Source organism: Mariniflexile fucanivorans (genome assembly GCF_004341235.1).
In the GTDB taxonomy this organism is placed as follows: Bacteria; Bacteroidota; Bacteroidia; order Flavobacteriales; family Flavobacteriaceae; genus Mariniflexile; species Mariniflexile fucanivorans.
Map to the genome: position 1 here is coordinate 106,899 of NZ_SLUP01000003.1, position 23,221 is coordinate 130,119.

Consider the following 23,221-nt stretch of genomic DNA (forward strand, 5'->3'; position numbering starts at 1 on the left):
CACATTACCCAAAACAATCTCTGGTTTGGTTAAATCTCCAAAAGGAATATCTATAGGTTGTTTATTTTAGTGTATTAGTGTATTATCAAACCTTCAAAAGCTTCCATTACTTTATTAATATCCAAATAATTTTCAGCATAATTACGTGCATTTTTCATAATAGTTAACCGATCACTTGTTAACAATGCTTCATCAATTCCTGTGTTTAGAGCTAATTGATTTTCGGCGGCCACTAAGACCCCCATATTGTATTTTTTTGTAAGGGCATATAATCCAGAATCTGAATTAGCAGTAATAAGTGCCAAACCACCTACCGACAAAATAGTGGTTAATTTAGAGGGCATCACTAAATCACTTGCTTTGGCTTTTTGTATCACTAAATGCACATCGGCCATATTCAAGAATTTATTAAATTTTTCCATAGGCTGTAAAGGAAAAAACAAAATACTTTCAAGTTTTGCATTAGATGCCATGGTCTGTAATTTTTCTTTATAGGGTCCCGAACCACAAATAACAAATTTAATATTTGGTTGTTTTTTGAAATAGGCTGCCGCTTCAATAATACTTTCAAGTCCTTGCTTTTCTCCTATGGCTCCAGAATACAACACCACTTTATCGGTAGGTAAAAATCCAAATTCCGTTTTTAAAATTTCTTTGTTTTCTAAAGGAGTGAAAAACGCCGTGTCGGACCAATTAGGAAACAAAAGCACCTGTTTTTTTGCTTTATCTTCTATTTTGGCAACCATTTTTTCTGAAATACTAGTAATAACATCGGTATTTCTAAAAATAAATTGTTCAATTTTATATAAAAGATTGAGCACTTTTGGGGAACTAATCATATTCAAGTCTTGTGCTGCCTCTATTTGCATATCTTGAATATGATACACGGTTTTAGCTTTTTTAAATACTTTATAAAAATAGCCCAATAACCCAAATTGAAATGAGGGCACAACAGTTATAACGGTGTCACATTTCTTTTTAAACAGCAATACCACGAGTTGAAAAAAGGCCGATACCATAAATGAGACATCTAAGAGCATGCGTTTTTTTCCCGAAGGATTGGAAGGTACATACATAGGGCAACGATATACCGTCATTTTTCCACCAGAATCAAACTTTTTAACTTCCTTTAAATACCAAAATTTATTTTTTTTATAAGGTTCTTGTACACTCCAATAAGGGTAATAAGGGTAGGTTGTAACTACGGTACAATCGTACCCCTTATTAGCAAGCCAATACATCATTTCACCACTATACTTACCTATACCCGTAGGTTCTGGAGTAAAATTATAGCCTATAAGTAGTATGCGTTTTTTCATAATTTAATTTTTATGTTTAAATTGGCGCCAAATACGTGTTCCTATAAATATAATACCCATCCCTAAGGCCGAACCTGCCGAACCCCAAACCATATCGAGCAAATCTACAGAACGCATGGGTCTGAAATATTGCCCTAATTCTGCTAAAACAACTAACATCGTTAAAACAAGCCATCCCATGACCCACCAAAAAAGTGCTTTTTTGCTGTAGGCAAGGTAAATTCCTATTAACATTCCCAAAAACACCAATGGAACTGCTGTTCTAATCGCCATAAACTCATAGTTATCTACCCAAGTTTTAATCCATGAAGGCATTAAGCGCATTTCCCCAATCTTAGAGCTACTTACCCAACTTAGATATAAAACTAATACCGCTCCCACAATAATAGTCATCCAGATAACAAATGAAAGCAATGTTATTTTAAATTTCGATGGTGTATATTTCATAGAAAGTGATTGTTTTAATTTTATAAAACACCATTTATAATTTAGGCTTCAATATTAGCCGAAGTGTCAGACAACTCTATAATTCTACAGTAAATCTGTGTGAAATAAGACATTTTTAAAATGGCAAAAGCAAAACCTTTAGAGCCATCTTTCCAGCCGCCATAAAAGAAAAAACTTCCAAAAAAGTAAACAGGTCCAATTAAGGAACTTTTCATTAATTTATATTTTATTTTTTGTTTCCAAGTTAATTTTTCTGTTTCGCTCTCTTTCTTAAAGGTTTTTAAAAACCGAAAGGCTTCCCATGAGGCATATTCATTGTGTTTGGTCATATAATGAGAAACCCCTCTAAAATCCCTATGGTCTATTTTACTTTTTATATGTCCTATCTCGCCATTTAAGATGGGGTGTTCATGAATTTCCATATCTAAATTACTCCACTTATCCTCATCAATTTTTTCATACTCCCCCGCTCCTACTTGAAACAAGGCTAATTTATTAAGAGGATACCCGCCTTTTAGCTTTTTACCCATAAAATAAATAGTATAGTTAAGCCAAAATCCTATATAGTTTTGTGTTTCAATTTTTTGTCTTAATTCATTTTTAAAGGCTTCTGTTAAGTATTCATCAGCATCTAAAAATAAAACCCATTTGGTTTCTAACTCATAATTACGCAAAAACCAATTTCTTTTTTTAGGAAACTTACCATCCCAAACAAAATTAACTACCGATGCGCCTTGTGATTTAGCGATCTCAATGGTATTATCGGTGCTACCGGAATCAATTATAATAACATGTTTTGCAAAATCAGTACCAATAGCTTGTAAACACCCTAATAAGTTCCTTTCTTCATTTTTTACCGGTATTGCTATCGTTAAATTTAAAACTTCACTCATAATTTATAATGTATTGATTCGAAAATTGTTTAATTACTTTCATGAATACTTTCTAAAAAGCGTTCTTTTATTGGAATACATGGATGCCCAGAGCAAACCATCCAAGGTGGTTGATTTTTAGTCACCACAGAACGCGCTCCAATCACCGCCCCCTCGCCTATGGAAATACCCGGATGGATAAATGTTTCGGCTGCCACCCATACATAATCACCTATTTCAATTGGTTTGGTGTACAGTGGAAAACCCAGCTTCGTATAATCGTGTGTACCCGCCACTAAATGCGCTCCTTGCGAAATAACCGTTCGCTTGCCTATAGTTATTTTACCTTGGCAATATAAAGTGACACCATTAGCGATACCACACGCATCTTTTAAAACTAAATTCCAAGGTGCCCATATAGCTACCTTGGGGTACACATGAACGCCTTTGCCTACAGAAGCTCCAAAAAGTTTCAATATGAAGTTTCTCCATGCATGAAAGGGTCTTGGAGAGTACCGAAAAAACAAAGTCGAAACAACATTCCATAATAATCTCGCCAATCGGTTTTTTAAACTAAAAGAAGGTCCAGAATGTGTATCTGTGTTGGTCATGTTTTAATTTTATTATTTATGATGTTTTAAGCGATAGATATGCCTATAAATCCAATACTTTACTTTTCCAGCTAGTTACGAGCGCTTCTATAGAAAAACATGTTTTATAACAAACTTCAGCCTGACGACTCATTTTTTCTTTATTTTCCTCTGATAAATTCATCCAATCTGCTAAAAGTGTTGTAGTTCCTACTAGGGTATCATTTTCAACTAAACCAGCTTTCGTATTTTTTATTTCTTTCCAAATATTAATTTGGTTTGATATTAAAACGGGCTTTTTACAGGCTAGCGACTCTACTACAGCGATTCCAAAATTTTCCTGATGGCTAGGCAATACAAAAGCATCGCTGTTATAAAAAGCACCCCACTTGGCATTACCAGACAACATGCCAGGAAAAAAGATGTTATTTTTAAGTTCAGGATGGTTATTGATTGTTTTCAATAATGATTGTCCATAGTCGGTTTCTATACCTGGCCCGACAATAGCTAATGCAGGAATTTCAAAACCAGCCTTAGTAGCTTCTTTATTTATCTGCTTGCTTGTTCCCTCAACGCTTGTTGTAAAATAAGCAGATGGATTCAATATGATTTTTTTATAAGCTTCTATTAATAAATCTACTCCCTTTTTTTCATTAATTCTACTTAAAAACAAAAGAAATGGTCTGTTTTCTAAACCTTTACAGATTTTAAAAAAAGCTTCATCCATTTTTGAATGGTATTCAGGAGGTGCTTCTACTCCAAGACCTACTATAAATTCATTTTTTGGATTATAGGGTTTAAATGGCTCTTTGGCAAGTTTACATTCTTCTTCACAAGTAAATAACAAACCATCAGATGTGTTAACCACTTTAGATTCAATAAATTTCCAATACAACCAATTGCGAATGGCTTTCACACGTCTGCCTGATGCTTTTTGAAAATAGGGATCTAACATACCGTGAGGCATCACTAAATATTTAGTGCCCCTGCTTAATGCTTTACTTTGTCGTATATTTTTGAATGCTTTGTATACTGCATAAGAATTATATAACCATAAGCCATGTATAATCACATAATCATACTCTGCTACATTAACAGTAAGCCAAGGTAATAGACCTGAGTTATAGCCCCAAGGGTTGGTACTTTTGCCTAAAGCATGCCATTTAAAGGCTTGGTTTGTTACAAAACCATCTTCTGAATGATCTAAACTTACTACCTCATTTATAATGCCTTCTGATGCAAGACTAGAGGCGATAATATCAACTGCTTTACTAACACCTCCCAAAACAGGGTCCATACTATTTACTACATGTAAAACCTTCATCATTCTATTTTTTGTTCCAAAATTAGTTTGTAAAGCGCTTCTATTTTATTTAATGCAGAACATTGATTAAACCTTTCAGCATTACGTAGCCCTTTACTAATATAAGCATGACGTTCGGCATCTGATAAACTGATTACTTTTTCTAAAACTTTAGAAGCTTCCTTTAACCAGCCATCAAATTCAGTAAAGTCATCATGGTTAGGCATCACAGGTATATAAAATGCTGCATCTGAACCTACTTCGTTCATAGGGGACTCATTAGTTGTTATTACTAGACACCCCGATGCCATCGCTTCTGCAATAGGCCAACCAAATCCCTCTGCTAACGATGGAAAAAGAAAAACAGATGCTGCATTATAAAATTTATTAATATAAGCATCACTAACCCCGGATAAGAAAACAATATCTTCCTTAAAGCAAGAATCTTTATATATATTTAATAATTCATCATCAGGATTTTCACCAATTAAAACCAGTGGAAGCTTATTATTACAGTGAATTCGCCAATGATCATATATTTTTATAATCCCCTTTCTATTTTTATACCATTGATTGCCTCCAATATGTAAAATATATCCTTGTTGACAATCCATATTAAAATTTTCACTAAGTTCATTCCTTAGTATATCTACCCCCTGTATTTCAGAAGAAAATTCTCTATTTAGGCCATTGTAAACAACTTCGGAAAGAAAGGGTTCTTTTTTTAAAAAAGACCCTAAATCTAATTTAGTCCTATTTGAAACTGAAATAAAATTCTGCCCTTGAGAATATCCATTCCGAATTAATTTTTGATACATTTTACCAGAAAAACCCACTTTGTTAAATGGTATCTGACCTAAAGCGGATTGTTGTGCTAAAAAATCGTGGCAATGTATAACGTGATGTCTTTTCTTAACATATGGAACCCAAGGGCCTAAAGCGTGATCACAAAAAACAAATAAAACATGTTTATCTATATGTTTTATTCGTTTTTTTATAGCCATAGGAAATATAATATATTGATCAATATAACCCAACCACTTTTTTAATTGATTTATTTTAGAAAGCTTAACAAAAAAAGGCTTGGGTGACCAAATATGAACCTCGTGACCTTTATTTTTCATCCCCTCAGATAGCATTTTGGAAAAACGAGGCATACTTTGGTGACTTGTAAAGCTTGGATGCGTAAAAAATATAATTTTCATATTAAAGTGTTGTTTTTTTTATTATAAAACAATTTAACTGATAATAACAAACTTAAACTTTTACTTTATCTAGGCGATTTAAAGATGCCAATAAAATACCCGTAACAAAAACACCAAATCCCAAACCTGTTGGTTGTTGCCATTGACCATTTGGAAGTATAACTAAACAAAAACTGAGAATTAGCCATGGTAGTGGATAACCAAAAATCAACTCTTTAAAAGACAAAAAACCTAAATACAAAGCTAAAAAAACACGCACTCCAATTACTATAAGGCCTAATAAAAATCCAGATTCATATATAACCCTAAACCACTCATCCTCAACCCAATTATTAGCACCTCCTTGCTCGACCATTAATTGTGAGCCGAAATTGGTAGCTATGCCAAGTCCTTTACCAAAAAAAGAGGAACTCGTATCACCTGATATAGAACCAAACATGGATCCTAAATATCTATCTAATAAAACCCCCTCTACACCTCCTTCAAATTCATTAGCTCCCTCAAATCGTACCATAAAAGCTTCTAAAGGAGTTTTGAAAATACTAAAATTTGACAACAGTGTTAAAATTAAAACAGTACCTATTGTTCCAAAAACAACTTTTGATATATTTTTTGGATTAAGAGAAACTCCTATCAAAAAAAACACTAGAGATAGAACTGTTGAAAAAAACAAAGTTCGACTAATTGAAAAAGGTATTGCTGCTACAGAACAGACTGTTGATAATATTAAAATAAATCTCGAAACAATACCTGGTTTATACCAAAAATATAAAACAAAGCAAATTAACACTCCATAAAAACTAGTTAGACCAGAAATAAAAGAGAAGGTTCCTCCTGGACGAAAAAAGCCTAATGCTCCACCAGAAAACCCTCCTCCTTCAACATCTCCCCCTATACCTCTATTCACCCAAGCGGATTGTGGACTATAAAATTGCAAAGCCATAAGTACTGTCATAGGAGCAGAAATATATAATAATACTTTTCCTATTTTTAATACATCGTCTTCATTAAAAAAATTTCCAATAATAAAAATTAATGGAAAATGAAGTAACATAATACGAGCTCCATACATGCAAATTGCAATATTACCATGTCCAAGTACTAGTGTAGCAGAAATTGAAATTATGGTCGCACAAGTTATCACAAACATGAAAACATTCAACTTTAGATATCCCTTTTTATAGCCTAGCAGTAATATAATAAGTGCTACAGGATCTCGAACAATCACTAAAGGACCAGCTAAACTTGGCAAAATCCACTTACGTAATGCTCCTTCAAAAATTAATAAAAAAAAGTATAACCAAATCCCCCACTTCAAAAGTTTCAAAGAAAAATCTTCTTGTTTAAATTCATTTTTTGTAGTCCTTGAAAAATCCATCTAAATAAACTTTTTAACTTTTTATTAAATTATAATATATCTTTAATTTTTAATCTCTAATTCATTTAAATTATCTAGGATAGTTCCATAACTATATTTCATAATTATATCTTGGGAAGATTTAGACCAAGTTAAATTATTTTCATATAACAAACCAGATAGTTTTTCAGATAATTGATTTACGTTTCCCGTTTCAAACACATAACCATTTATTCCTTCTTCCACAAGGTCAAATGATGAACCTGTTAAATCAGAGAGTATAATGGGGAGGTTAAAATTCATAGCTTCATTTGCAGACAGACCCCAAGTTTCCCCTAAAGATGAACACATAACAAAAACATCACTTAAAGCATAATATTCTGGTATTTTACTTTGATTAACAAACCCTGTTAAAATCACTCTATCTATTTGATTCTCTTCAATAAATTTTTCCATTTCACTTCTTAACTCTCCTTCTCCAACCATTATTAACCAACAATCGTTTTTAGCAAGTTTTCCAAATGCCTTTAAAAGATCCATAGGCCTTTTCTTATCAATATATTTACCTGAATAAAGAATAACTTTATCTGAATCTAGTATGCCTAATTTATCTCTTAAATCATGCTTTTGTGATGAATATTTCTTGAATTCTTCACTAAATCTTTCATTGTCTATACTATATGGGCAAAACAATAAGGACTTTTCTTTAATACCAAGACTTTTAAAGAATAGTTTGTTTTGCATACCTATGTATAAAAAATAATCGACACGAGGAAATAAAATATATTTCAATCCAAACTGTTTTAGTCTTTGTTTTAATCCATGTTTATGTTGCTCATGCACTAAAGGCGTTTCACTTCGTAGACATATAGTATGCCCTTTGATTTTACCGAGTAGAAGAACCAAAAAATGAGAGAAAAAGTTCCATCCATGAACTATGATAACTGATTTAGGCTCTCTAAATAATTGACGTATCATTCCTAGATTGATAAGACCAAAAAAACCTGTATATAACTCTTTATTACTAGAAAAGTTTTTAAAAAAACTATATTCATAACCATTAAGAAGTGGAATATCCCATTTAACTTTAATACCAAACTCCTTATCATATCCCCCTTTGATAGAATAATCTGAACAATACCAAGCTTTAGTTTTCAACCCGTTATTGTTTAAGTATTTGTATAAAGGAGCGAAATATTGTATTGGGTGAGAGTTTACAAAAATTATTTTTTTCATATTATTCTTAATTTTTTAAGATAGATTTAAAGGTTTCAAGGGCTTATGTAATATTAATACGTTAATTCATTCTTAACGGAATTCGCTATTTCATTACTATATATAGACCAAGGTCTATTTTTAGCAGTTATAAGCGCATTGCGACTTACATCTTCAATAATTTCTCTATTATCTATTAATCGCTCTATTTGTTGTTTAAGTGCCAATGTTGATCCTGCTTCAACTAACCAACCATTTTTATCATGTGTTATAAACTCCTTCCCAGCTGTTCTGTCTGTTGTTATTACGGGTGTACCTTGAGACATAGCCTCTGTGATAACTAATCCAAAACCTTCAAACAATGAAGGAAAAACAAGTACATCATGCTCTCTCATTAACTCTAAAACTTTATTATTTGAAAGAGTAGGTATCCAATGATGCTTAGACAAAGCCATATCTAATGGCTTACAATCCACATTAGGTTTATGACCAATAATAGTTAGCTCAACGTATGGTTTTAAGTCTTCTACAGCAGCAAATAAATTTGCAATTCCTTTACGTTGAGAAAGTCCTCCAACAAATAACAATCTTAATACTCTATTTCTGTTTCTATCAAAACTTAAATTTTGCATCGATTCTTGAATTACAGGCGGAAAACCATATGGTATTAATTCTATTGGAGGCAATTTACATGGATATTCTTCTAACGTTTTTGCAGTAAAAGAACTAGCAACAAAAATTTTATCTGCAAGCGCTATTTCTTCATCTTTTCTTTTTAATTTCTCTTCGGAATCATTAAATCCAGTTATTGTATTAGCCCATTCTGGCCATTGTTCTTGCTCAGATTTTAATAACTTATGAGCTGAACGCCAATAACCTATAGGAAGTTCATAAAAATTTCTTAAACCTAAGTTTTTAGCTTCTTTAAATGTCATTGAAGCCACATCTTCATAACAAAAAACAGCTTTTACCCCATTTTTTTTTGCCTTAACCAAACTTGATGCTACGCGTTTATCGTGTTTATGATTAATACTTTCTATGCTAAAAATGCTATTATCGGGCTTGGTTAGATTGTGAAGCCCAAATTTATTAGAGAACATTCTCCCTGCTTCCCAGAAAGGAGCTGTTTTAATATAATTCTTTAATAGAGGATCAAAACGTTTACGCCTTATTTCGGAAAACATATTAATACCCCCTAAGCGATCCAAGGTGCTTTTCGGAAAAACAGCTATAGAAGTATAGTACTTTGCTAATAGATGTTGATCTACTAGCCCTTTAGCAACAGATTTACAATTTGCATTATTAGCAGGACCTGATAAAATTACTTTCATATTTTTCATCCAATTAACCATGCTCTATTTGTTGCCAAAAACTCACATGGATTATAGTTAAATTCAATTTCTCGTTTTTTATTTAATGTAGTTGCTGGATTTCCAACAACAATTTCTCCTGGAGCCACTGATTTGGATACCACTGCTCGCGCTCCTACCACACACCCTCTACCTAGGTGCACTCCCGGTAGTATCATGGCTTCTGTACCAACCCACACGTAATCATCAATAATTATTTCCGCTTTTTTATGTACCCATTTGGGGTCAAAAATATCATGAGATGCTGTTAATATTACAACGCCATCGTTAATACATACTTTGTCTCCTATTATCACTTTATCATGCAGTGCTATATTAACCTTCCCTAAAGAGGAAAAATCCCCAATGGAAAGCAAATTAATCTTGCCATGAATTTCAGCTTCACCAATTTCAGCCATTTTACTTATGTTAGCCCCTCGTTTTAATAAAGATCTATAACGATAATTTTTTTTTATTAAATCTGAAAAAAGAAATAATCGTTTACCCCAAGCGCGATAGAAGTTTATTGATAATAGCGAAAACTTAGCTCGATTAGACCATAAATAACTTAAACTAGCCATAGTTAATTATTTTTTAATTTTTTTATCAAGGATAAAGCAATAGTATGCACATTATTCTTTTCTGGATTTATATTTTCTATACACTCCATACAAGCTGCTATTTCCCCTAACTTATACTCTGTAATACCCTCATATGCCCAATCGTTTTTTATGCCCAAGGGTGTCCAAGGTCTTGACATACATATTACAGGGATGCCATGTGCATGCATTGCTAGTACAGATCCACTTTTTTCAACCAAAGCCATAGGTGTTGTACTAATACCAAAAGTGGCATTTTTAAGCACATGCGAAATAACTTCAACGGATTGTTCTCCAAGACATTTAACTTCAAGTTTATAAGATTCCCAAATTGAAATCCATTCCCTTAGTTCATTACCGTTACGGCCAATGGTTATTAATGAAAAAGAATCATTTTTTAAATAATCAACAAAATCTTTTACAAAATGATTAATTGGTGAACCATAATGAATAGACCCAAATAAAACAAAATATTTGTTCGGAATATCAAAGGGTATGCTATCTAAGTGCGTTTTTTCAATAGGTTTTTGAATAACAGGAATATTAGAGAACAAGGGTAATAAAGAAGACGTAATTGTAAGCTTTTCTAATTGTTTTTTATATAACTCAGTCTGTGTATTAACTAAATTTGGCTTTAATTTTAAAGTTAATTCTTTTATAATATATCTTTGAATATACCCAATACATTTTTCTTTTAGAGTTGATTCTTTATTCATTCCAATCCATAACTCATGAAACATAATGTGCCATTTCCTATTCTGTCCTATTGTTTTTAGTTGACTTGCAAAACCAAAAGGCAAGCCTTTATTATTAAAGGCATAGGGTACAAATTGTAAACTTAACCACTCGGGGTTATGAGTGTCAATCCATTGTTTTGCTAGAACACAACGCTCTTTGGGTTTTATAAATGTTGAAATTCTATAACAATAAATAGCTTGTCCATCTGCGTATTGAGTCACTTGGGTAGCGCCATTAACATCTTTATCGTTATAAGATAAAATACCTACATGAATACCTTGAAGAATCAATTCTGCACAAAGTCTACGGGTATAGTCGCCCACACCGTCCTTTCCTGGTTCTAAAGATCCGCAAATGAAAATAATCTTCATGAAAATTGATTCATTAAAAATATTACTAAAAAAGAGTTTTGAAATAACAGACTAAATGGATTTTTTCCCTATCTGGAAATATTCAAAGCCATTTTCGCGCATCATTTTATCATTGTATTGGTTACGGCCATCAAAAACCATGGGTTGTTTTAATTGCGCTTTTAATTCTTCGAAATCTGGTATTCTAAATTCTTTCCAATCTGTTAACAAGATCATAGCCTCTGAATCAATTAAGGCTTCATATTTTGAATTACAATAGGTAATACCATCCATACCCTTTAAGTAAAACGCTTTAGCTTCATGCATTGCTTTAGGATCGTATGCCTTTATTTTGGCGCCTCTACCAATCAATTCTTTAATAACATAAATAGCAGGTGCTTCACGCATGTCATCGGTATCTGGTTTAAAAGATAAGCCCCAAATAGCAAAGGTTTTTCCTGTAAGGTCTTCACCAAAACGCTTAATCACTTTTTTAGCAATGACTAATTTTTGTTTATCGTTTACAGCTTCTACGGCCGCCACTAAATTGGCATCATAGCCATGTTCTGCAGCGGTTCTGTGCAATGCTTTTACATCTTTTGGAAAGCAAGACCCGCCATAACCGCTACCTGGATAAATAAAACTATACCCGATACGACTGTCTGAACCAATACCGATCCGTACGTCATTAACATCGGCACCCACTAATTCGCAAATGTTGGCTACCTCGTTCATAAATGAAATTTTGGTGGCTAACATGGCATTGGCAACGTATTTGGTCATTTCCGCAGAACGCACATCCATGGTGATAAGTCGTGCCGAACCACTTCTGAAAAAAGGCGCATATAAATTCCTCATTTTTTCAGTAGTTTCAGCATCATCAGACCCAATGACCACACGATCTGGTTTCATAAAATCTTTAATCGCATCGCCTTCTTTTAAAAATTCTGGATTGGACACTACTTCAAAAGCAATATCTACTTTTCTTTTTTCCAAAGCCTCTTTTATAGTTGCTCTTACTTTATCTGCTGTACCTACGGGTACGGTAGATTTATCTACCACAATGAGAGGATGTGACATGTTTTCGCCTATTTCTTTTGCCACCTGCAATACATATTTTAAATCGGCAGAACCATCATCACCCATGGGTGTACCTACTGCTATAAATGCAATATCACATTTGTCTAAATGTTCTGATAAGTTGGTGCTAAACCTTAAGGTTTTATTTTCATAATTTCTTTTTACCATGGCTTCCAAGCCAGGTTCAAAAATAGGGATAACCCCTTCCTTCAGTTTTTCTATTTTATTGGCATCAACATCTATACAAGTTACCTTATTCCCCATTTCTGCAAAACAGGTGCCACTTACAAGACCTACATAGCCTGTTCCTATTACTGTTATATTCATATAATACTTTATTAATTAATTAATTTTTGAATAAAAAAATAATTTTCATTTTTTTTAATTCTTTAGCTATACTCTTTTTCCTATTTTTTTTGCAGGTATACCAGCCCAAATTTCATGGGGTGGTACAGATTTAGTTACCACAGAACCTGCAGCTATAATGGCACTATCCCCAATTTCAACACCCATTAATACAATAACATTAAAGCCTAACCAAACATCATAACCTATTTTAATTTCCTTTTCTTCATCTCTTCCTCTATGTTCTTTTAATATAGCTGATGTATCATGATTATGATCAATAAATTTACAACCAGATGCAATCATACTTTCATCACCAATTATAATTTTTTTTGAAATATTAAATTCACAATTAGCTCCAATGAACACGTTATTACCAATACATATAGAAGGACCTTTTTCCCAAACGCCATCAAATTTAAAAAATATATCAGGTTCTAACTGGCAATTATCACCAATTTCAACTTGATGTGGCCATGTGACACGAATTGATGGAAGTTTTGTATGATGCCCTACTTTCATACCAAACACACCAAAATATATTTTTCTTACAATCGATTTTATTGAAGATAAATATCTAAACCGCAAAACAAAAAGTGATTGATGAAGTATATTATAGGGCATGCATTAAATTTTAATTAAATTTCTTCTTTCCGAGTTATATTATCTTACAATTTATATTTTTTCTAAACACTCTTTAAGACTATCTCTCCAATAAGATATTTCAATATCTAAAGCATTTTTAATTTTAGATTTATCCATGACGCTAAATGCTGGACGTTTTGCAGGTGTTGGGTATGCTTCTGAACTTATTGGAAATAACTTGACATTTGTTTGTGTTTCATCAAAAATTGCTTTTGCAAAATCATACCAACTTGCAACACCCTCATTACTATAGTGATATACACCATACTTATTAAATTGGCTTGAAATCATTTTTACAATAGTCATAGCAAGATCACCGGCATAAGTTGGTGTGCCAATTTGATCACATACAACACTTAATGTTTCTTTTTCTTTTCCTAATCGCAACATAGTTTTTAGAAAATTATGACCATATTCTGAATATAACCAAGACGTTCTAATTATTATATGCTTCTCTAAAGAAATTACTGCTTTTTCACCATCTAACTTTGAAATACCATAAAAATTTATAGGATGAGTAGAATCTTCTTCTGTATATAAATTTGACTGATTACCACTAAAAACAAAATCAGTAGAAATGTGAATTAGCGTAGCTTTATATTTATGACAAGCATCCGCTAAATTCCTAGGCCCTGACTCATTTACTTTTTTTGCAATTTCTTTTTCTGATTCGGCTTTATCAACCGCTGTATATGCAGCACAATTTATACAATAAACAATGTTGTTTTTTTTAAAAAAAGTATCAACGTCGACTGATTTGGCTATATCCAGCTCTTCTACATCAGTAAAAATAAACTTATATCCTTGTAGGTTTTTAGACAGATCTTTTAAACAAGATGCCAATTGGCCATTTCCTCCAGTTACAAGAACGTAATTCATAACTTTGCCTCTTTAAATTTTGGTAAAACTAAATCTTTTTCTGAAATCAAATGTTCTGACAGGGGCAATTCCCAATTAATATTCAATGTATTATCATTGTATAAAATACCTCCTTCTGATTCCTTATTATAATAATTATCACACTTATAAAAAAACTCCGCCGTTTTACTTAATACAGCAAAGCCATGAGCAAACCCTCTAGGGATATATAATTGTTTTTTGTTTTCACCGGTCAACTCTATTGAAACATATTCACCAAAGGAAGAAGAGCCTTTTCTTAAATCGACTGCCACATCCAAAACACGTCCACTTAACACTCGTAGCAATTTAGCTTGGGCATGATTACCTCTTTGATAGTGCAGCCCGCGAATAACACCTCTGAAAGAAAATGATTGGTTATCTTGTACAAAATCTACTGATTCTCCTATGCCAAAGTTAAATGTTTCTTTATTAAAAGATTCCATAAAATAACCTCTACTGTCCGAAAACACTTTGGGTTCAATAATAAAACACCCTTTCAACTTAGTTTCTCTAAAAATCATAGATTTTTATTTAATATTCCTAATAGATTTTTACCATAACCACTTTTCATTAATGGTTCTGCAAGCGCTTTCAATTCATTTAATGAAATAAATCCCATTTCATAAGCGGCAGCCTCAATAGCACCAATTTTTAAACCTTGACGTTCTTCAATAACCTCAACAAATTGAGAAGCCTGCATTAACGATTGAAAGGTTCCTGTATCTAACCAAGCAGTCCCTCTATCTAAAATACTAACACTTAATTTTTGTTTATCGAGATATACTCTATTAACATCGGTAATTTCTAATTCTCCTCTATGGCTAGGTGCAATATTTTTTGCGATTTCAACAACCTCATTGTCATAAAAATAAATTCCTGGAACTGCATAATTTGATTTCGGGTTCTTAGGCTTTTCTTCTATACTTACAGCTTTTCCTTCTTCATCGAACTCAACAACTCCATAACGTTCTGGATCCTGAACACGATAGGCATAAACAATACCTCCATCTGGATTGTTGTTCGATTGTAATAATTTAGCTAAACCCGTACCATAAAAGATATTGTCACCAAGTATCAATGCCACTTTATCCTTTCCAATAAAATCAGCACCTATTATAAAAGCTTCTGCCAATCCATTAGGGGCTTCTTGCACTGCATATGAAAAAGTACAACCATATTTTTTCCCATCTCCAAGTAAATCTTTAAAAAGTGGCAGATCCTTAGGTGTGGATATAATTAAAATTTCTTTTATGCCCGCATACATTAGTGTTGATAATGGATAATATATCATTGGTTTATCGTAAATAGGCATCAATTGCTTACTAACCGTCAATGTTAATGGATGCAACCTAGTTCCAGAACCTCCTGCTAAAATTATTCCTTTCATAATTGTATGTTTTTTATTTGTATTGATTCTGATAATAAGTTTGATATGTTCCTGAAGTTACGTTGTCTAACCATTCCTTATTTTTTAAGAACCAAACAATTGTTTTTTCTAGTCCTTCTTCAAACGTTACGGAAGGCTTCCAACCTAGTTCTTTATTAATTTTGGATGCATCAATGGCATATCGTAAATCGTGTCCCGGCCTATCTTTAACATATGTTATTAAGGCTTCACTTTGTCCATTGTTCCTACCTAATTTGGCATCCATAATCTTGCAAAGTAATTTTACTAAATCAATATTCTTCCATTCATTAAACCCACCGATGTTATAAGTTTCGGCATTTTTTCCTTTATGGAAGACAAGGTCTATAGCTCTAGCATGGTCTTCTACAAATAACCAATCCCGTGTATAATTACCGTCACCATAAACAGGTAATGGTTTTTCTTGAATGATATTATTAATAAATAAAGGTATTAGTTTCTCAGGAAAATGATGCGGTCCATAGTTGTTTGAACAATTGGTAATAACATATGGCAAACCATAAGTTTCACCATAAGCTCTCACAAAATGATCGGAACTTGCCTTTGATGCAGAATACGGTGAATTAGGATCATAGGATGTTGATTCTGTAAATAATCCTGTTTGCCCCAAAGAACCGTAAACCTCATCCGTACTTACATGATAGAAACGTTTTCCATCAAAATTGTCTTTCCATATTATTTTTGCAGCATTTAATAAATTAACCGTACCAATAATATTTGTTCTAACAAATGCCAAAGGGTCTGTGATAGAGCGGTCTACATGAGACTCGGCAGCCAAATGGATAACACCATCAAATTTATATTTGGTAAACAACGAATTAATAAAATCCATATCGTTAATGTCCCCTTTTATAAAGGAATAATTGGAAGCAGATTCAATATCTCGTAAATTCTCTAGATTCCCTGCATAGGTTAAAGCATCTAAATTATAAATTTCATACTTAGGATAATTGTTAACGAGCCTTCGAACAACATGTGAACCAATAAACCCTGCCCCTCCTGTAACTAATAATTTCATATAATTTATTTTAAATATTTTTTATCTGTATGTTTTAATAAGAATTACTAAAATTAATTCATTCAAATTTCTAAATTTTTTACTTTCTTAATGAGCGAAAATAAAAAGAAGCTGCAATACTCCCAATTAGATCACTAATAGATAGATTATATTTCCTTTTAATTTGAAAATACTTTAAAAATCCTTGATACAAATTTCTTTTTCCAAATGCCGTTCTAATTTCATCCTGACGTTCTCTAATTATGAATTTATTTAATAAATTCTTTATCATTTGATGTTTTAATAAAAGATATTCATTATTTGGTTCATTTGATAAAAATTTTTTAATCCAATCGATATAAAGATCCATGGCTTCAAATTTCAATTCTAAATTACCAGTACTAGTTATACTTGTTGAGTGCGATCTATAATTAAAAATTAGTTTATTAGTGTGAGCAATACCTTGTTTTTGTGCTAAAACAAATGATGTAAGGTAATCTGAACACCAAGCCAGAGGTAATTTACAATAACCTCCATTTAAATTCAATGCAGCTGTACGGTAAACAAAATCTGAAATAAATTGCTCTCGTTCTCCAAAACAATTTATTATATAGTCATAAACATCTTCATATTCAGGATTATTAGGGGTTAATCTTATCGGTTTAGAGTCCCCATCTATAATAATAGAGCGGCAATGCCACACATCTAAAGTTGGATAATTATTAACAAGCCTAACGAATTCCTCTAAATATTCTGCTTCCATTTTATCATCATCTCCCATTAAAACGAAATATTCTCCTTTAGCAAAACTTAAACATTTGTTCCAATTATCTACAACATGTTCTGCCCCAAAATTTTTTTCGTTTTTATAATATCGAATCCTTAAATCATCATATTGAGAAACGATCTCATCAATAGGCTCTGGTGAACAATCATTAACAATTATCAGTTCAAAATCTTTATAAGTTTGAATTAATATACTGTCAATACATTCTTTTAAATCTTTAGCTTTATAGGCCGGTATTCCAATACTGAACATATATTTAATTTATTTTATTGGTGAAATGGAAATATCTTTTTGAAAAAGATGTGCATTTTTTTTCAACCATTCTAAGTCTTTATCCCACCAATTTAGGTTTTGTATCTCTTTTATCTTATCGCTTACAAATCTATATTTTATTATTTTCGCAGGAACGCCCCCTACTATGGCATAGTCTGGCACATCTTTAGTAACAACTGCACCAGCAGCTATAATTGATCCGTTACCTATAGTAACACCATCCATTAAAAAAACATTGGCTCCTATCCAGACATCATTACCAATAACAGTTGTTGCATGTTCTTCATATTCATCTTTATTCGTTAATGCAAATCCAAACCAAGGTTTTGAGCTATAAAATAAGGGGCTTGTGCTTAAAAAATTAACTGGATGTGCACCATAACCTACCTTTAAACCAGGTCCGATGGAACAAAATCTGCCAATTTTTGTATTATTAACGTTAGAAGAATCATTTATATACGAAAACTCACCAAGAGTTGAATTCGCAAAAGCACAGTTAACTCCCAACTTTGTAAATTCACTCAAAGTACTGTTAATAACTATGGAATTTGAATTTACAGTAGTATTTCCATAAATCTTGGATGCAAGAACGAAAGAATTAGAATTAAATATATTATTATTTCCATCAATTTGAGATTTTTTTATTCTTACCCCTGTCCCCTTAATTGATTTGTAATAGCGTACATAACTTACTATAATTAGTATAAATCTTTTCAATACATTTAACAAAATACTCATAATTCTATAATAAATAAATTAAATTTTAATACTTTTAATTTTAATTAAACTGTACAAAAAGTTCATCAAACATAATATTGAAGCAACGTATATATTAAACTCAAGAACTCCTTTTAAATTAGATATTGGAAATATAAAAACTCCTGAGACTACAGCACTTAAATCTACTAGAATAACAATTATAGGGTGTATTATCCAGCCTCTGGTAGAATAAAAACTAAAGGATACTCCTGCAAATGTTGAAACACAAAAACCTATAATGCTTAAAGTCAATTCATATTCTAAACCCGAATACTTATCTCCTAAAACCCATAGTATTTCTGTTGATAAAAGTGATATAATTATTGCTAATCCAGTATAAAAAACTAATACAAATAATATTGTTTGTAAGTACTTTTTTAAAAGTATGTGCTTTTCATTTGGCAATCTTGCCAAACGTGGAATAATTAAAAATCCAAATATCGCACCAAAAAGGCTAAATATAAGAGAAATGCGTCCCAAAGCTCCAACTTGGGCTAAGGCCATGGTAGTACCAAATAAAGAAATTAACCAAATAGAAATTTGTCCGGAAAAGGTAAAATATACTGAAGAAGGTAATACTCTTTTTACTATAGTCATTAAATCCTTACTAATAATACTATCAGGTTTTTGAGATTCATCTGCAAAATTATATGCAATTTTTCTTAATTTAATATTGCCTATAACTCTTGGAATTCCACTTGCTAATATTGCAACAAAAGTCCAAGGAAAAATAAAAACCAATAAAGCAGAAAGCACTAATCGTCCAATACTAACTGAAATTTGATTTTTTTGAAGAGGATAAATATCTTGGTGTAATTTTGGTACAATTTCAAGTAGGTTATCCGAAAGTGATGCGTAGAAAGCTGGAATTATTGATAATACAATTAAAACAGCTGTAAACCAACTAGCCCCATTGTGCATTAATAAATAAAATAATATTGGAGTAATTACTATAAGACTCCAAAAAGCTAACCTGCGCCTTAAATACAATCCTGTCATTAAAACGGCTCCAAGTTTTTCTCTATTCTGCCAAACTTTACCGCCTTGTGCCATAACACCATTAGAAACGCCAACATCTGCAAGCATAGTCATAGAACCTAACATAGTATTTGCTAAAGTATATAATGCATATTCTTCAAGGGGTAATAAACGTATAACTAAAATACCACAGAGAAATGCCAACCCTTGCACTACAATTTGAGATAAGGCTGTAATAGAAATACTTTTCCCCCAATAAAGTAATTTATTGTAAGATGGATGAGATTTTATACCTTTTATTTTATTTTTGATTTTGCTCAATTTTAATTATTAAAATTTGTTTATCTAAATTATCGATTACAGTATTTTAACATTATGCTTTCCCACCATAAGCATAACCATATCCCGATGATTTATCTAATTTTACATCGTTTAAAACCACCATAACAGATTGTAATTTATGACTTTCAACAATGTCGCTAAACACTTCTAGTTCTGCTTTTTCAGTATAGTTACTGCGCACTACATATAAGGTTGAATTTACATAAGGTATTAAAGAAAAAGCATCGGATACTTTGCCTATAGGGGCTGTATCAATAATGATATAATCAAATGTTTCTTTAAGCGTATCTATTAAACTTTTAATACGATTACTCAGCATCAATTCTCCAGGGTTTGGAGGCAACGTACCAGAACCTATAAAGAATAAATTATTGGCTTCTGGATACGTTACAATGATATCATTTATATCTAATGTAGGGTCTATTATAAAATCTGTGATCCCTAAAGTATTTGCTAACCCCACATTTGCCATTAATTTTGGAGCGCGTAAATCGAATCCTAGAACCACTACTTTTTTTCCGGTAACGGCTAAACTAGCCGCTAAATTAATAGATATAAAGGTTTTTCCTTCGCCTTGATTTCCAGAAGTGACCATGATAACTTGTTCGGATTTCCCTTGGGTACTAAATTTTAAATTATGGCGTAATAAACGAAATAGCTCTGCTGAAGGGCTCACATTGTTTTCGGTGACGACTACCGTGTTTTTTTCGGTATTTGTAGCAATAGTTCCTAAGATAAAACAATCGGTTATTTCTTCAATATCTTCTTTCGTTTGAATTTTATTGTTTAGCATGTTTTTGGAAAAGATATATAGGAATGGCACAAATAGCCCAAAAAGAATAGCACCCAAATAAACGGGCATTTTACTTTTACCTGCCATAAAAGCTCTTGGCGATTCAATAATTCGAGTTTCGGAAAAAGGCACAGAGATAGATAAGGCTTCTTCTTCTCTTTTTTGCAATAAGTACAGGTATAAATTTTGTTTTAAACCTTGATCTCTATTAATTTCCAAAAGCGCTCTTTCAGCGGTTGGGACTGTTGATATTTTAGATTTGTAACTTACTGCGTTATTTAAAATATTCCTTTTCGAGCTGAGCAAACCAGATTTAATACTTTGAACATTTCCTGCAATAGCATTTTTCAAATCCAATAACTGTTTACTTACCTCAATAACCACCGGATTTCCTACACCTGCTGTCCTTAACATACTTTTTCGAGTTTGCACCAATTCATTGTACCTAGAAATTAAACCAGCTAAAGACGCATTTTGATAACCGATAGCTGTAATTAATTCGTAAGAATCTCCACTAGATTGTGCTAAATTATTTTCTAAAGCATTAATCCCATCTATTTGAGATTTTATAGCTTCTAGCTCCCTGTCTGATTCACCCGCTAGTTGAATAAAACGTGCCGCATCAGAACTTACATCAGTTAAATCGTTTGTTTTTTTATAGCTTTCAACATTTTTCTCAACACTGCTAAGTTCTCCTGAAAGCAATTCTAAACGGCCATCAATTAAACTAAGTGTTGTATTGGCTAGTATATTTTTATGTTCAGTTGATTTACGCTCATAAATCTCTATGAGTTTGTTAACAACATCAACTCCTCTATCAGGAATTACATCGTTAATAGTAATTTGTAATAAGCCACCACCATCTTTTTCAACAGTTTGAACCATCAATTTTTGATTATAAATCTTAGCCAATTCCTCAGTGTTGTTAAAGCTAACCAAAATGGGTTTTTGAGATTTAAAATCAATGTTTTTATCATCTAAAACAACGGTAAATGTTGCAAATGGAGTTTTTACTTCTTCATCAAAATTATAGGTTGTTTTTTGTGGATTACCTTCTGCATCTGTAACTTCTACTTGGTACGTTTTTGAATTTAGTAAGGTTATACTGCCAAAATTACCATATTGCGATATTGAAAGACTATCATTTAAAACGATATGAAAAGGGATTTGTGTTTTATAAACTTCCATTTCATTCAATCGTCCTTCATAATAATATCCTACCGCCATCCCTAATTCATCTAATGTTATTTTCATTAAATCATAAGACTGTAATACACCTATTTCATCTTGAATATTTTTTGAAACTTTTAGTAATCCAAAATCGCTCAAAGATTCTAAATTTGAAGATTGATCACTTCCTTTTTTATCATTTAGAAGGATTTTAGCGTAAATATCATATTGCGTAACGACTCGGTAACGCAAGTGAAAAAAAGCTAATGCTACACAAATAGCAGCTCCAATTACAAACAAGTACCAATATTTTAAGTAACTGGAAATTATTTTAATGATATCTTTTTCCATATTTTTTTTGGAAATTTTATTAACTTCTGACATAGTGAGACATAGATGTTATTTAATGTATAAGAAACTTAGTAAAGTAATATGTAAATAAAAACACTTACCACACTAAAGTTTCTATTTTTTTTGTTTAATTAATGCGTGAAAAATACCTACTATTCCACGGCTCCGCCGTACGAGTCCCATTTTTAAGACCATAGAAATAAATTTTAATTATAAATTTGAGATATTAAATACCTCTTTTAATAGCTGTTAATTAATTACAGACACAAATTGAACCTGTTACCAATTTTTATACTGAAATAAACCCAGTTTTATATTAGATTCTTGCCAAAGAAACATATTTTATTATACTCTACAAAGTAATTTGATTAATTGCAAAAGGTGATTTTACAGATTTATGTAATCTATAATTTATAATAGTTTCTAATAAACAAACCACAATTATATAAAGGCAAAATTACACATGCCAAAACATTCATGATACCAGTTATTTTATTAAACTAAGTGTTTAAAGATTTGTTAATTATCGCAAAAGGTTTCCATTTTTAAATACTCCTATACCACATCCCTTAATTTTACTTGAGCTGAAACGCCCATTTCTTTTAAGAAAAAAGATACGTTGTTTTTATTAATCCAATACACTATCCCTTTATGGTCTTTTAGAACTCCGTTTTGAATAACGATTTCACTTCCTGGTATTAATTGAGAAAGAGCATTTAAATCCTTACTATCACCTGCCATCCATTTTTTGATATCCCAAATCTCTTCATCGCGAACTAACGCTGGTTTTCCTAGGTAAAACAAATAGCGAATGACTCCTGGTGCGCCAAACACTATGCCTCTATATTTCTCTTCAAGTTTAACAAATACATAAGATTTAAATAAAGGTGTTTCAACTACTTTCTGGCGGTCGCTCCATACCTTAGTTTCTTTCAGCATAGGGCAATAAACCTCAACTTGCATTTTTGTTAAAATATCTGCAACTTTTTTTTCTTGTTGTGCTTTAACACATAATACGAACCAATTCATAA

The 23,221-nt window shown here is 32.0% G+C and carries 22 protein-coding genes; all 22 read right to left on the reverse strand.

Going from position 1 to position 23,221, the window contains the following annotated elements:
* Window positions 1–74: 74 nt before the first annotated feature.
* Window positions 75–1,319 (reverse strand): WcaI family glycosyltransferase, encoded by a 1,245-nt coding sequence (locus tag EV196_RS07160; protein WP_132216837.1) that lies wholly within the window; start codon window positions 1,317–1,319, stop codon window positions 75–77.
* A 3-nt stretch (window positions 1,320–1,322) separates the two neighbouring features.
* The gene (locus EV196_RS07165; protein WP_132216839.1) at window positions 1,323–1,766 is read right to left on the reverse strand and encodes a hypothetical protein; all 444 of its coding nucleotides are present in this window, start codon (window positions 1,764–1,766) and stop codon (window positions 1,323–1,325) included.
* A gap of 41 nt (window positions 1,767–1,807) precedes the next feature.
* Window positions 1,808–2,659 (reverse strand): glycosyltransferase family 2 protein, encoded by an 852-nt coding sequence (locus EV196_RS07170; protein ID WP_132216841.1) that lies wholly within the window; start codon window positions 2,657–2,659, stop codon window positions 1,808–1,810.
* A gap of 29 nt (window positions 2,660–2,688) precedes the next feature.
* Window positions 2,689–3,249 carry an LbetaH domain-containing protein gene (locus EV196_RS07175; protein WP_132216843.1) on the reverse strand — a complete coding sequence of 187 codons (561 nt, stop codon included), beginning with the start codon at window positions 3,247–3,249 and terminating at the stop codon, window positions 2,689–2,691.
* A gap of 43 nt (window positions 3,250–3,292) precedes the next feature.
* Complete coding sequence (locus EV196_RS07180; RefSeq protein WP_243652197.1) at window positions 3,293–4,555, reverse strand: glycosyltransferase; 1,263 nt, start codon at window positions 4,553–4,555, stop codon at window positions 3,293–3,295.
* Window positions 4,552–5,736, reverse strand: a complete 1,185-nt coding sequence (locus tag EV196_RS07185) for a glycosyltransferase (RefSeq protein ID WP_132216845.1) — start codon at window positions 5,734–5,736, stop codon at window positions 4,552–4,554. Before EV196_RS07185 ends, EV196_RS07180 begins: the two co-directional genes overlap by 4 nt.
* A 52-nt stretch (window positions 5,737–5,788) precedes the next feature.
* On the reverse strand, window positions 5,789–7,114 hold the full coding sequence (locus EV196_RS07190; protein ID WP_132216847.1) for a hypothetical protein: 1,326 nt from the start codon (window positions 7,112–7,114) through the stop codon (window positions 5,789–5,791).
* Window positions 7,115–7,156: 42 nt separating this feature from the next.
* Window positions 7,157–8,329 carry a glycosyltransferase family 4 protein gene (locus tag EV196_RS07195; RefSeq protein WP_132216849.1) on the reverse strand — a complete coding sequence of 391 codons (1,173 nt, stop codon included), beginning with the start codon at window positions 8,327–8,329 and terminating at the stop codon, window positions 7,157–7,159.
* Window positions 8,330–8,382: 53 nt separating this feature from the next.
* Window positions 8,383–9,639, reverse strand: a complete 1,257-nt coding sequence (locus tag EV196_RS07200) for a glycosyltransferase family 4 protein (RefSeq protein WP_132216851.1) — start codon at window positions 9,637–9,639, stop codon at window positions 8,383–8,385.
* 5 nt (window positions 9,640–9,644) lie between these two features.
* On the reverse strand, window positions 9,645–10,076 hold the full coding sequence (locus EV196_RS07205; RefSeq protein ID WP_243652198.1) for an acyltransferase: 432 nt from the start codon (window positions 10,074–10,076) through the stop codon (window positions 9,645–9,647).
* 164 nt (window positions 10,077–10,240) lie between these two features.
* Window positions 10,241–11,365, reverse strand: a complete 1,125-nt coding sequence (locus tag EV196_RS07210) for a glycosyltransferase family protein (protein ID WP_132216855.1) — start codon at window positions 11,363–11,365, stop codon at window positions 10,241–10,243.
* 51 nt (window positions 11,366–11,416) lie between these two features.
* Complete coding sequence (locus EV196_RS07215; RefSeq protein WP_132216857.1) at window positions 11,417–12,751, reverse strand: UDP-glucose dehydrogenase family protein; 1,335 nt, start codon at window positions 12,749–12,751, stop codon at window positions 11,417–11,419.
* A gap of 66 nt (window positions 12,752–12,817) precedes the next feature.
* The gene (locus EV196_RS07220; RefSeq protein ID WP_165876120.1) at window positions 12,818–13,393 is read right to left on the reverse strand and encodes an acyltransferase; all 576 of its coding nucleotides are present in this window, start codon (window positions 13,391–13,393) and stop codon (window positions 12,818–12,820) included.
* Between the two features lie 51 nt (window positions 13,394–13,444).
* A complete protein-coding gene (rfbD, locus tag EV196_RS07225; RefSeq protein WP_132216859.1) occupies window positions 13,445–14,293 on the reverse strand; it encodes a dTDP-4-dehydrorhamnose reductase in 849 nt (282 codons plus the stop codon).
* Window positions 14,290–14,835 (reverse strand): dTDP-4-dehydrorhamnose 3,5-epimerase, encoded by a 546-nt coding sequence (gene rfbC, locus EV196_RS07230; RefSeq protein ID WP_132216861.1) that lies wholly within the window; start codon window positions 14,833–14,835, stop codon window positions 14,290–14,292. The genes rfbD and rfbC overlap by 4 nt, the downstream gene beginning before the upstream one ends.
* A complete protein-coding gene (gene rfbA / locus EV196_RS07235) occupies window positions 14,832–15,701 on the reverse strand; it encodes a glucose-1-phosphate thymidylyltransferase RfbA (RefSeq protein WP_132216863.1) in 870 nt (289 codons plus the stop codon). Before rfbA ends, rfbC begins: the two co-directional genes overlap by 4 nt.
* A gap of 13 nt (window positions 15,702–15,714) precedes the next feature.
* Window positions 15,715–16,758 carry a dTDP-glucose 4,6-dehydratase gene (rfbB, locus tag EV196_RS07240; protein ID WP_132216865.1) on the reverse strand — a complete coding sequence of 348 codons (1,044 nt, stop codon included), beginning with the start codon at window positions 16,756–16,758 and terminating at the stop codon, window positions 15,715–15,717.
* 79 nt (window positions 16,759–16,837) lie between these two features.
* A complete protein-coding gene (locus EV196_RS07245) occupies window positions 16,838–17,776 on the reverse strand; it encodes a glycosyltransferase family 2 protein (protein WP_132216867.1) in 939 nt (312 codons plus the stop codon).
* A gap of 9 nt (window positions 17,777–17,785) precedes the next feature.
* Entirely contained in the window at window positions 17,786–18,514 is a 729-nt protein-coding gene (locus tag EV196_RS07250) for a CatB-related O-acetyltransferase (RefSeq protein ID WP_243652199.1), read from the reverse strand.
* A gap of 39 nt (window positions 18,515–18,553) precedes the next feature.
* Window positions 18,554–19,855, reverse strand: a complete 1,302-nt coding sequence (locus EV196_RS07255; RefSeq protein WP_243652200.1) for a lipopolysaccharide biosynthesis protein — start codon at window positions 19,853–19,855, stop codon at window positions 18,554–18,556.
* Window positions 19,856–19,907: 52 nt separating this feature from the next.
* Window positions 19,908–22,190, reverse strand: coding sequence for a polysaccharide biosynthesis tyrosine autokinase (locus EV196_RS07260; RefSeq protein ID WP_165876121.1), 2,283 nt, complete (start codon window positions 22,188–22,190; stop codon window positions 19,908–19,910).
* Window positions 22,191–22,745: 555 nt separating this feature from the next.
* A complete protein-coding gene (locus tag EV196_RS07265) occupies window positions 22,746–23,219 on the reverse strand; it encodes a UpxY family transcription antiterminator (protein ID WP_132216874.1) in 474 nt (157 codons plus the stop codon).
* Between the last annotated feature and the right edge of the window lie 2 nt (window positions 23,220–23,221).

Excerpts from the sequence above, each read along its gene's own strand:
- EV196_RS07195 (WP_132216849.1), bottom strand. The coding sequence starts at position 8,329 with ATGAAAAAAATAATTTTTGTAAACTCTCACCCAATACAATATTTCGCT.
- rfbA (WP_132216863.1), bottom strand. The coding sequence starts at position 15,701 with ATGAAAGGAATAATTTTAGCAGGAGGTTCTGGAACTAGGTTGCATCCA.
- EV196_RS07170 (WP_132216841.1), bottom strand. The coding sequence starts at position 2,659 with ATGAGTGAAGTTTTAAATTTAACGATAGCAATACCGGTAAAAAATGAA.
- EV196_RS07190 (WP_132216847.1), bottom strand. The coding sequence starts at position 7,114 with ATGGATTTTTCAAGGACTACAAAAAATGAATTTAAACAAGAAGATTTT.
- EV196_RS07245 (WP_132216867.1), bottom strand. The coding sequence starts at position 17,776 with ATGTTCAGTATTGGAATACCGGCCTATAAAGCTAAAGATTTAAAAGAA.
- EV196_RS07260 (WP_165876121.1), bottom strand. The coding sequence starts at position 22,190 with ATGGAAAAAGATATCATTAAAATAATTTCCAGTTACTTAAAATATTGG.
- EV196_RS07210 (WP_132216855.1), bottom strand. The coding sequence starts at position 11,365 with ATGAAGATTATTTTCATTTGCGGATCTTTAGAACCAGGAAAGGACGGT.
- EV196_RS07200 (WP_132216851.1), bottom strand. The coding sequence starts at position 9,639 with ATGAAAGTAATTTTATCAGGTCCTGCTAATAATGCAAATTGTAAATCT.
- EV196_RS07205 (WP_243652198.1), bottom strand. The coding sequence starts at position 10,076 with ATGGCTGAAATTGGTGAAGCTGAAATTCATGGCAAGATTAATTTGCTT.
- rfbB (WP_132216865.1), bottom strand. The coding sequence starts at position 16,758 with ATGAAATTATTAGTTACAGGAGGGGCAGGGTTTATTGGTTCACATGTT.
- EV196_RS07265 (WP_132216874.1), bottom strand. The coding sequence starts at position 23,219 with ATGAATTGGTTCGTATTATGTGTTAAAGCACAACAAGAAAAAAAAGTT.
- EV196_RS07185 (WP_132216845.1), bottom strand. The coding sequence starts at position 5,736 with ATGAAAATTATATTTTTTACGCATCCAAGCTTTACAAGTCACCAAAGT.
- EV196_RS07175 (WP_132216843.1), bottom strand. The coding sequence starts at position 3,249 with ATGACCAACACAGATACACATTCTGGACCTTCTTTTAGTTTAAAAAAC.
- EV196_RS07215 (WP_132216857.1), bottom strand. The coding sequence starts at position 12,751 with ATGAATATAACAGTAATAGGAACAGGCTATGTAGGTCTTGTAAGTGGC.
- EV196_RS07160 (WP_132216837.1), bottom strand. The coding sequence starts at position 1,319 with ATGAAAAAACGCATACTACTTATAGGCTATAATTTTACTCCAGAACCT.
- rfbC (WP_132216861.1), bottom strand. The coding sequence starts at position 14,835 with ATGATTTTTAGAGAAACTAAGTTGAAAGGGTGTTTTATTATTGAACCC.
- EV196_RS07220 (WP_165876120.1), bottom strand. The coding sequence starts at position 13,393 with ATGCCCTATAATATACTTCATCAATCACTTTTTGTTTTGCGGTTTAGA.
- EV196_RS07180 (WP_243652197.1), bottom strand. The coding sequence starts at position 4,555 with ATGATGAAGGTTTTACATGTAGTAAATAGTATGGACCCTGTTTTGGGA.
- EV196_RS07165 (WP_132216839.1), bottom strand. The coding sequence starts at position 1,766 with ATGAAATATACACCATCGAAATTTAAAATAACATTGCTTTCATTTGTT.
- rfbD (WP_132216859.1), bottom strand. The coding sequence starts at position 14,293 with ATGAATTACGTTCTTGTAACTGGAGGAAATGGCCAATTGGCATCTTGT.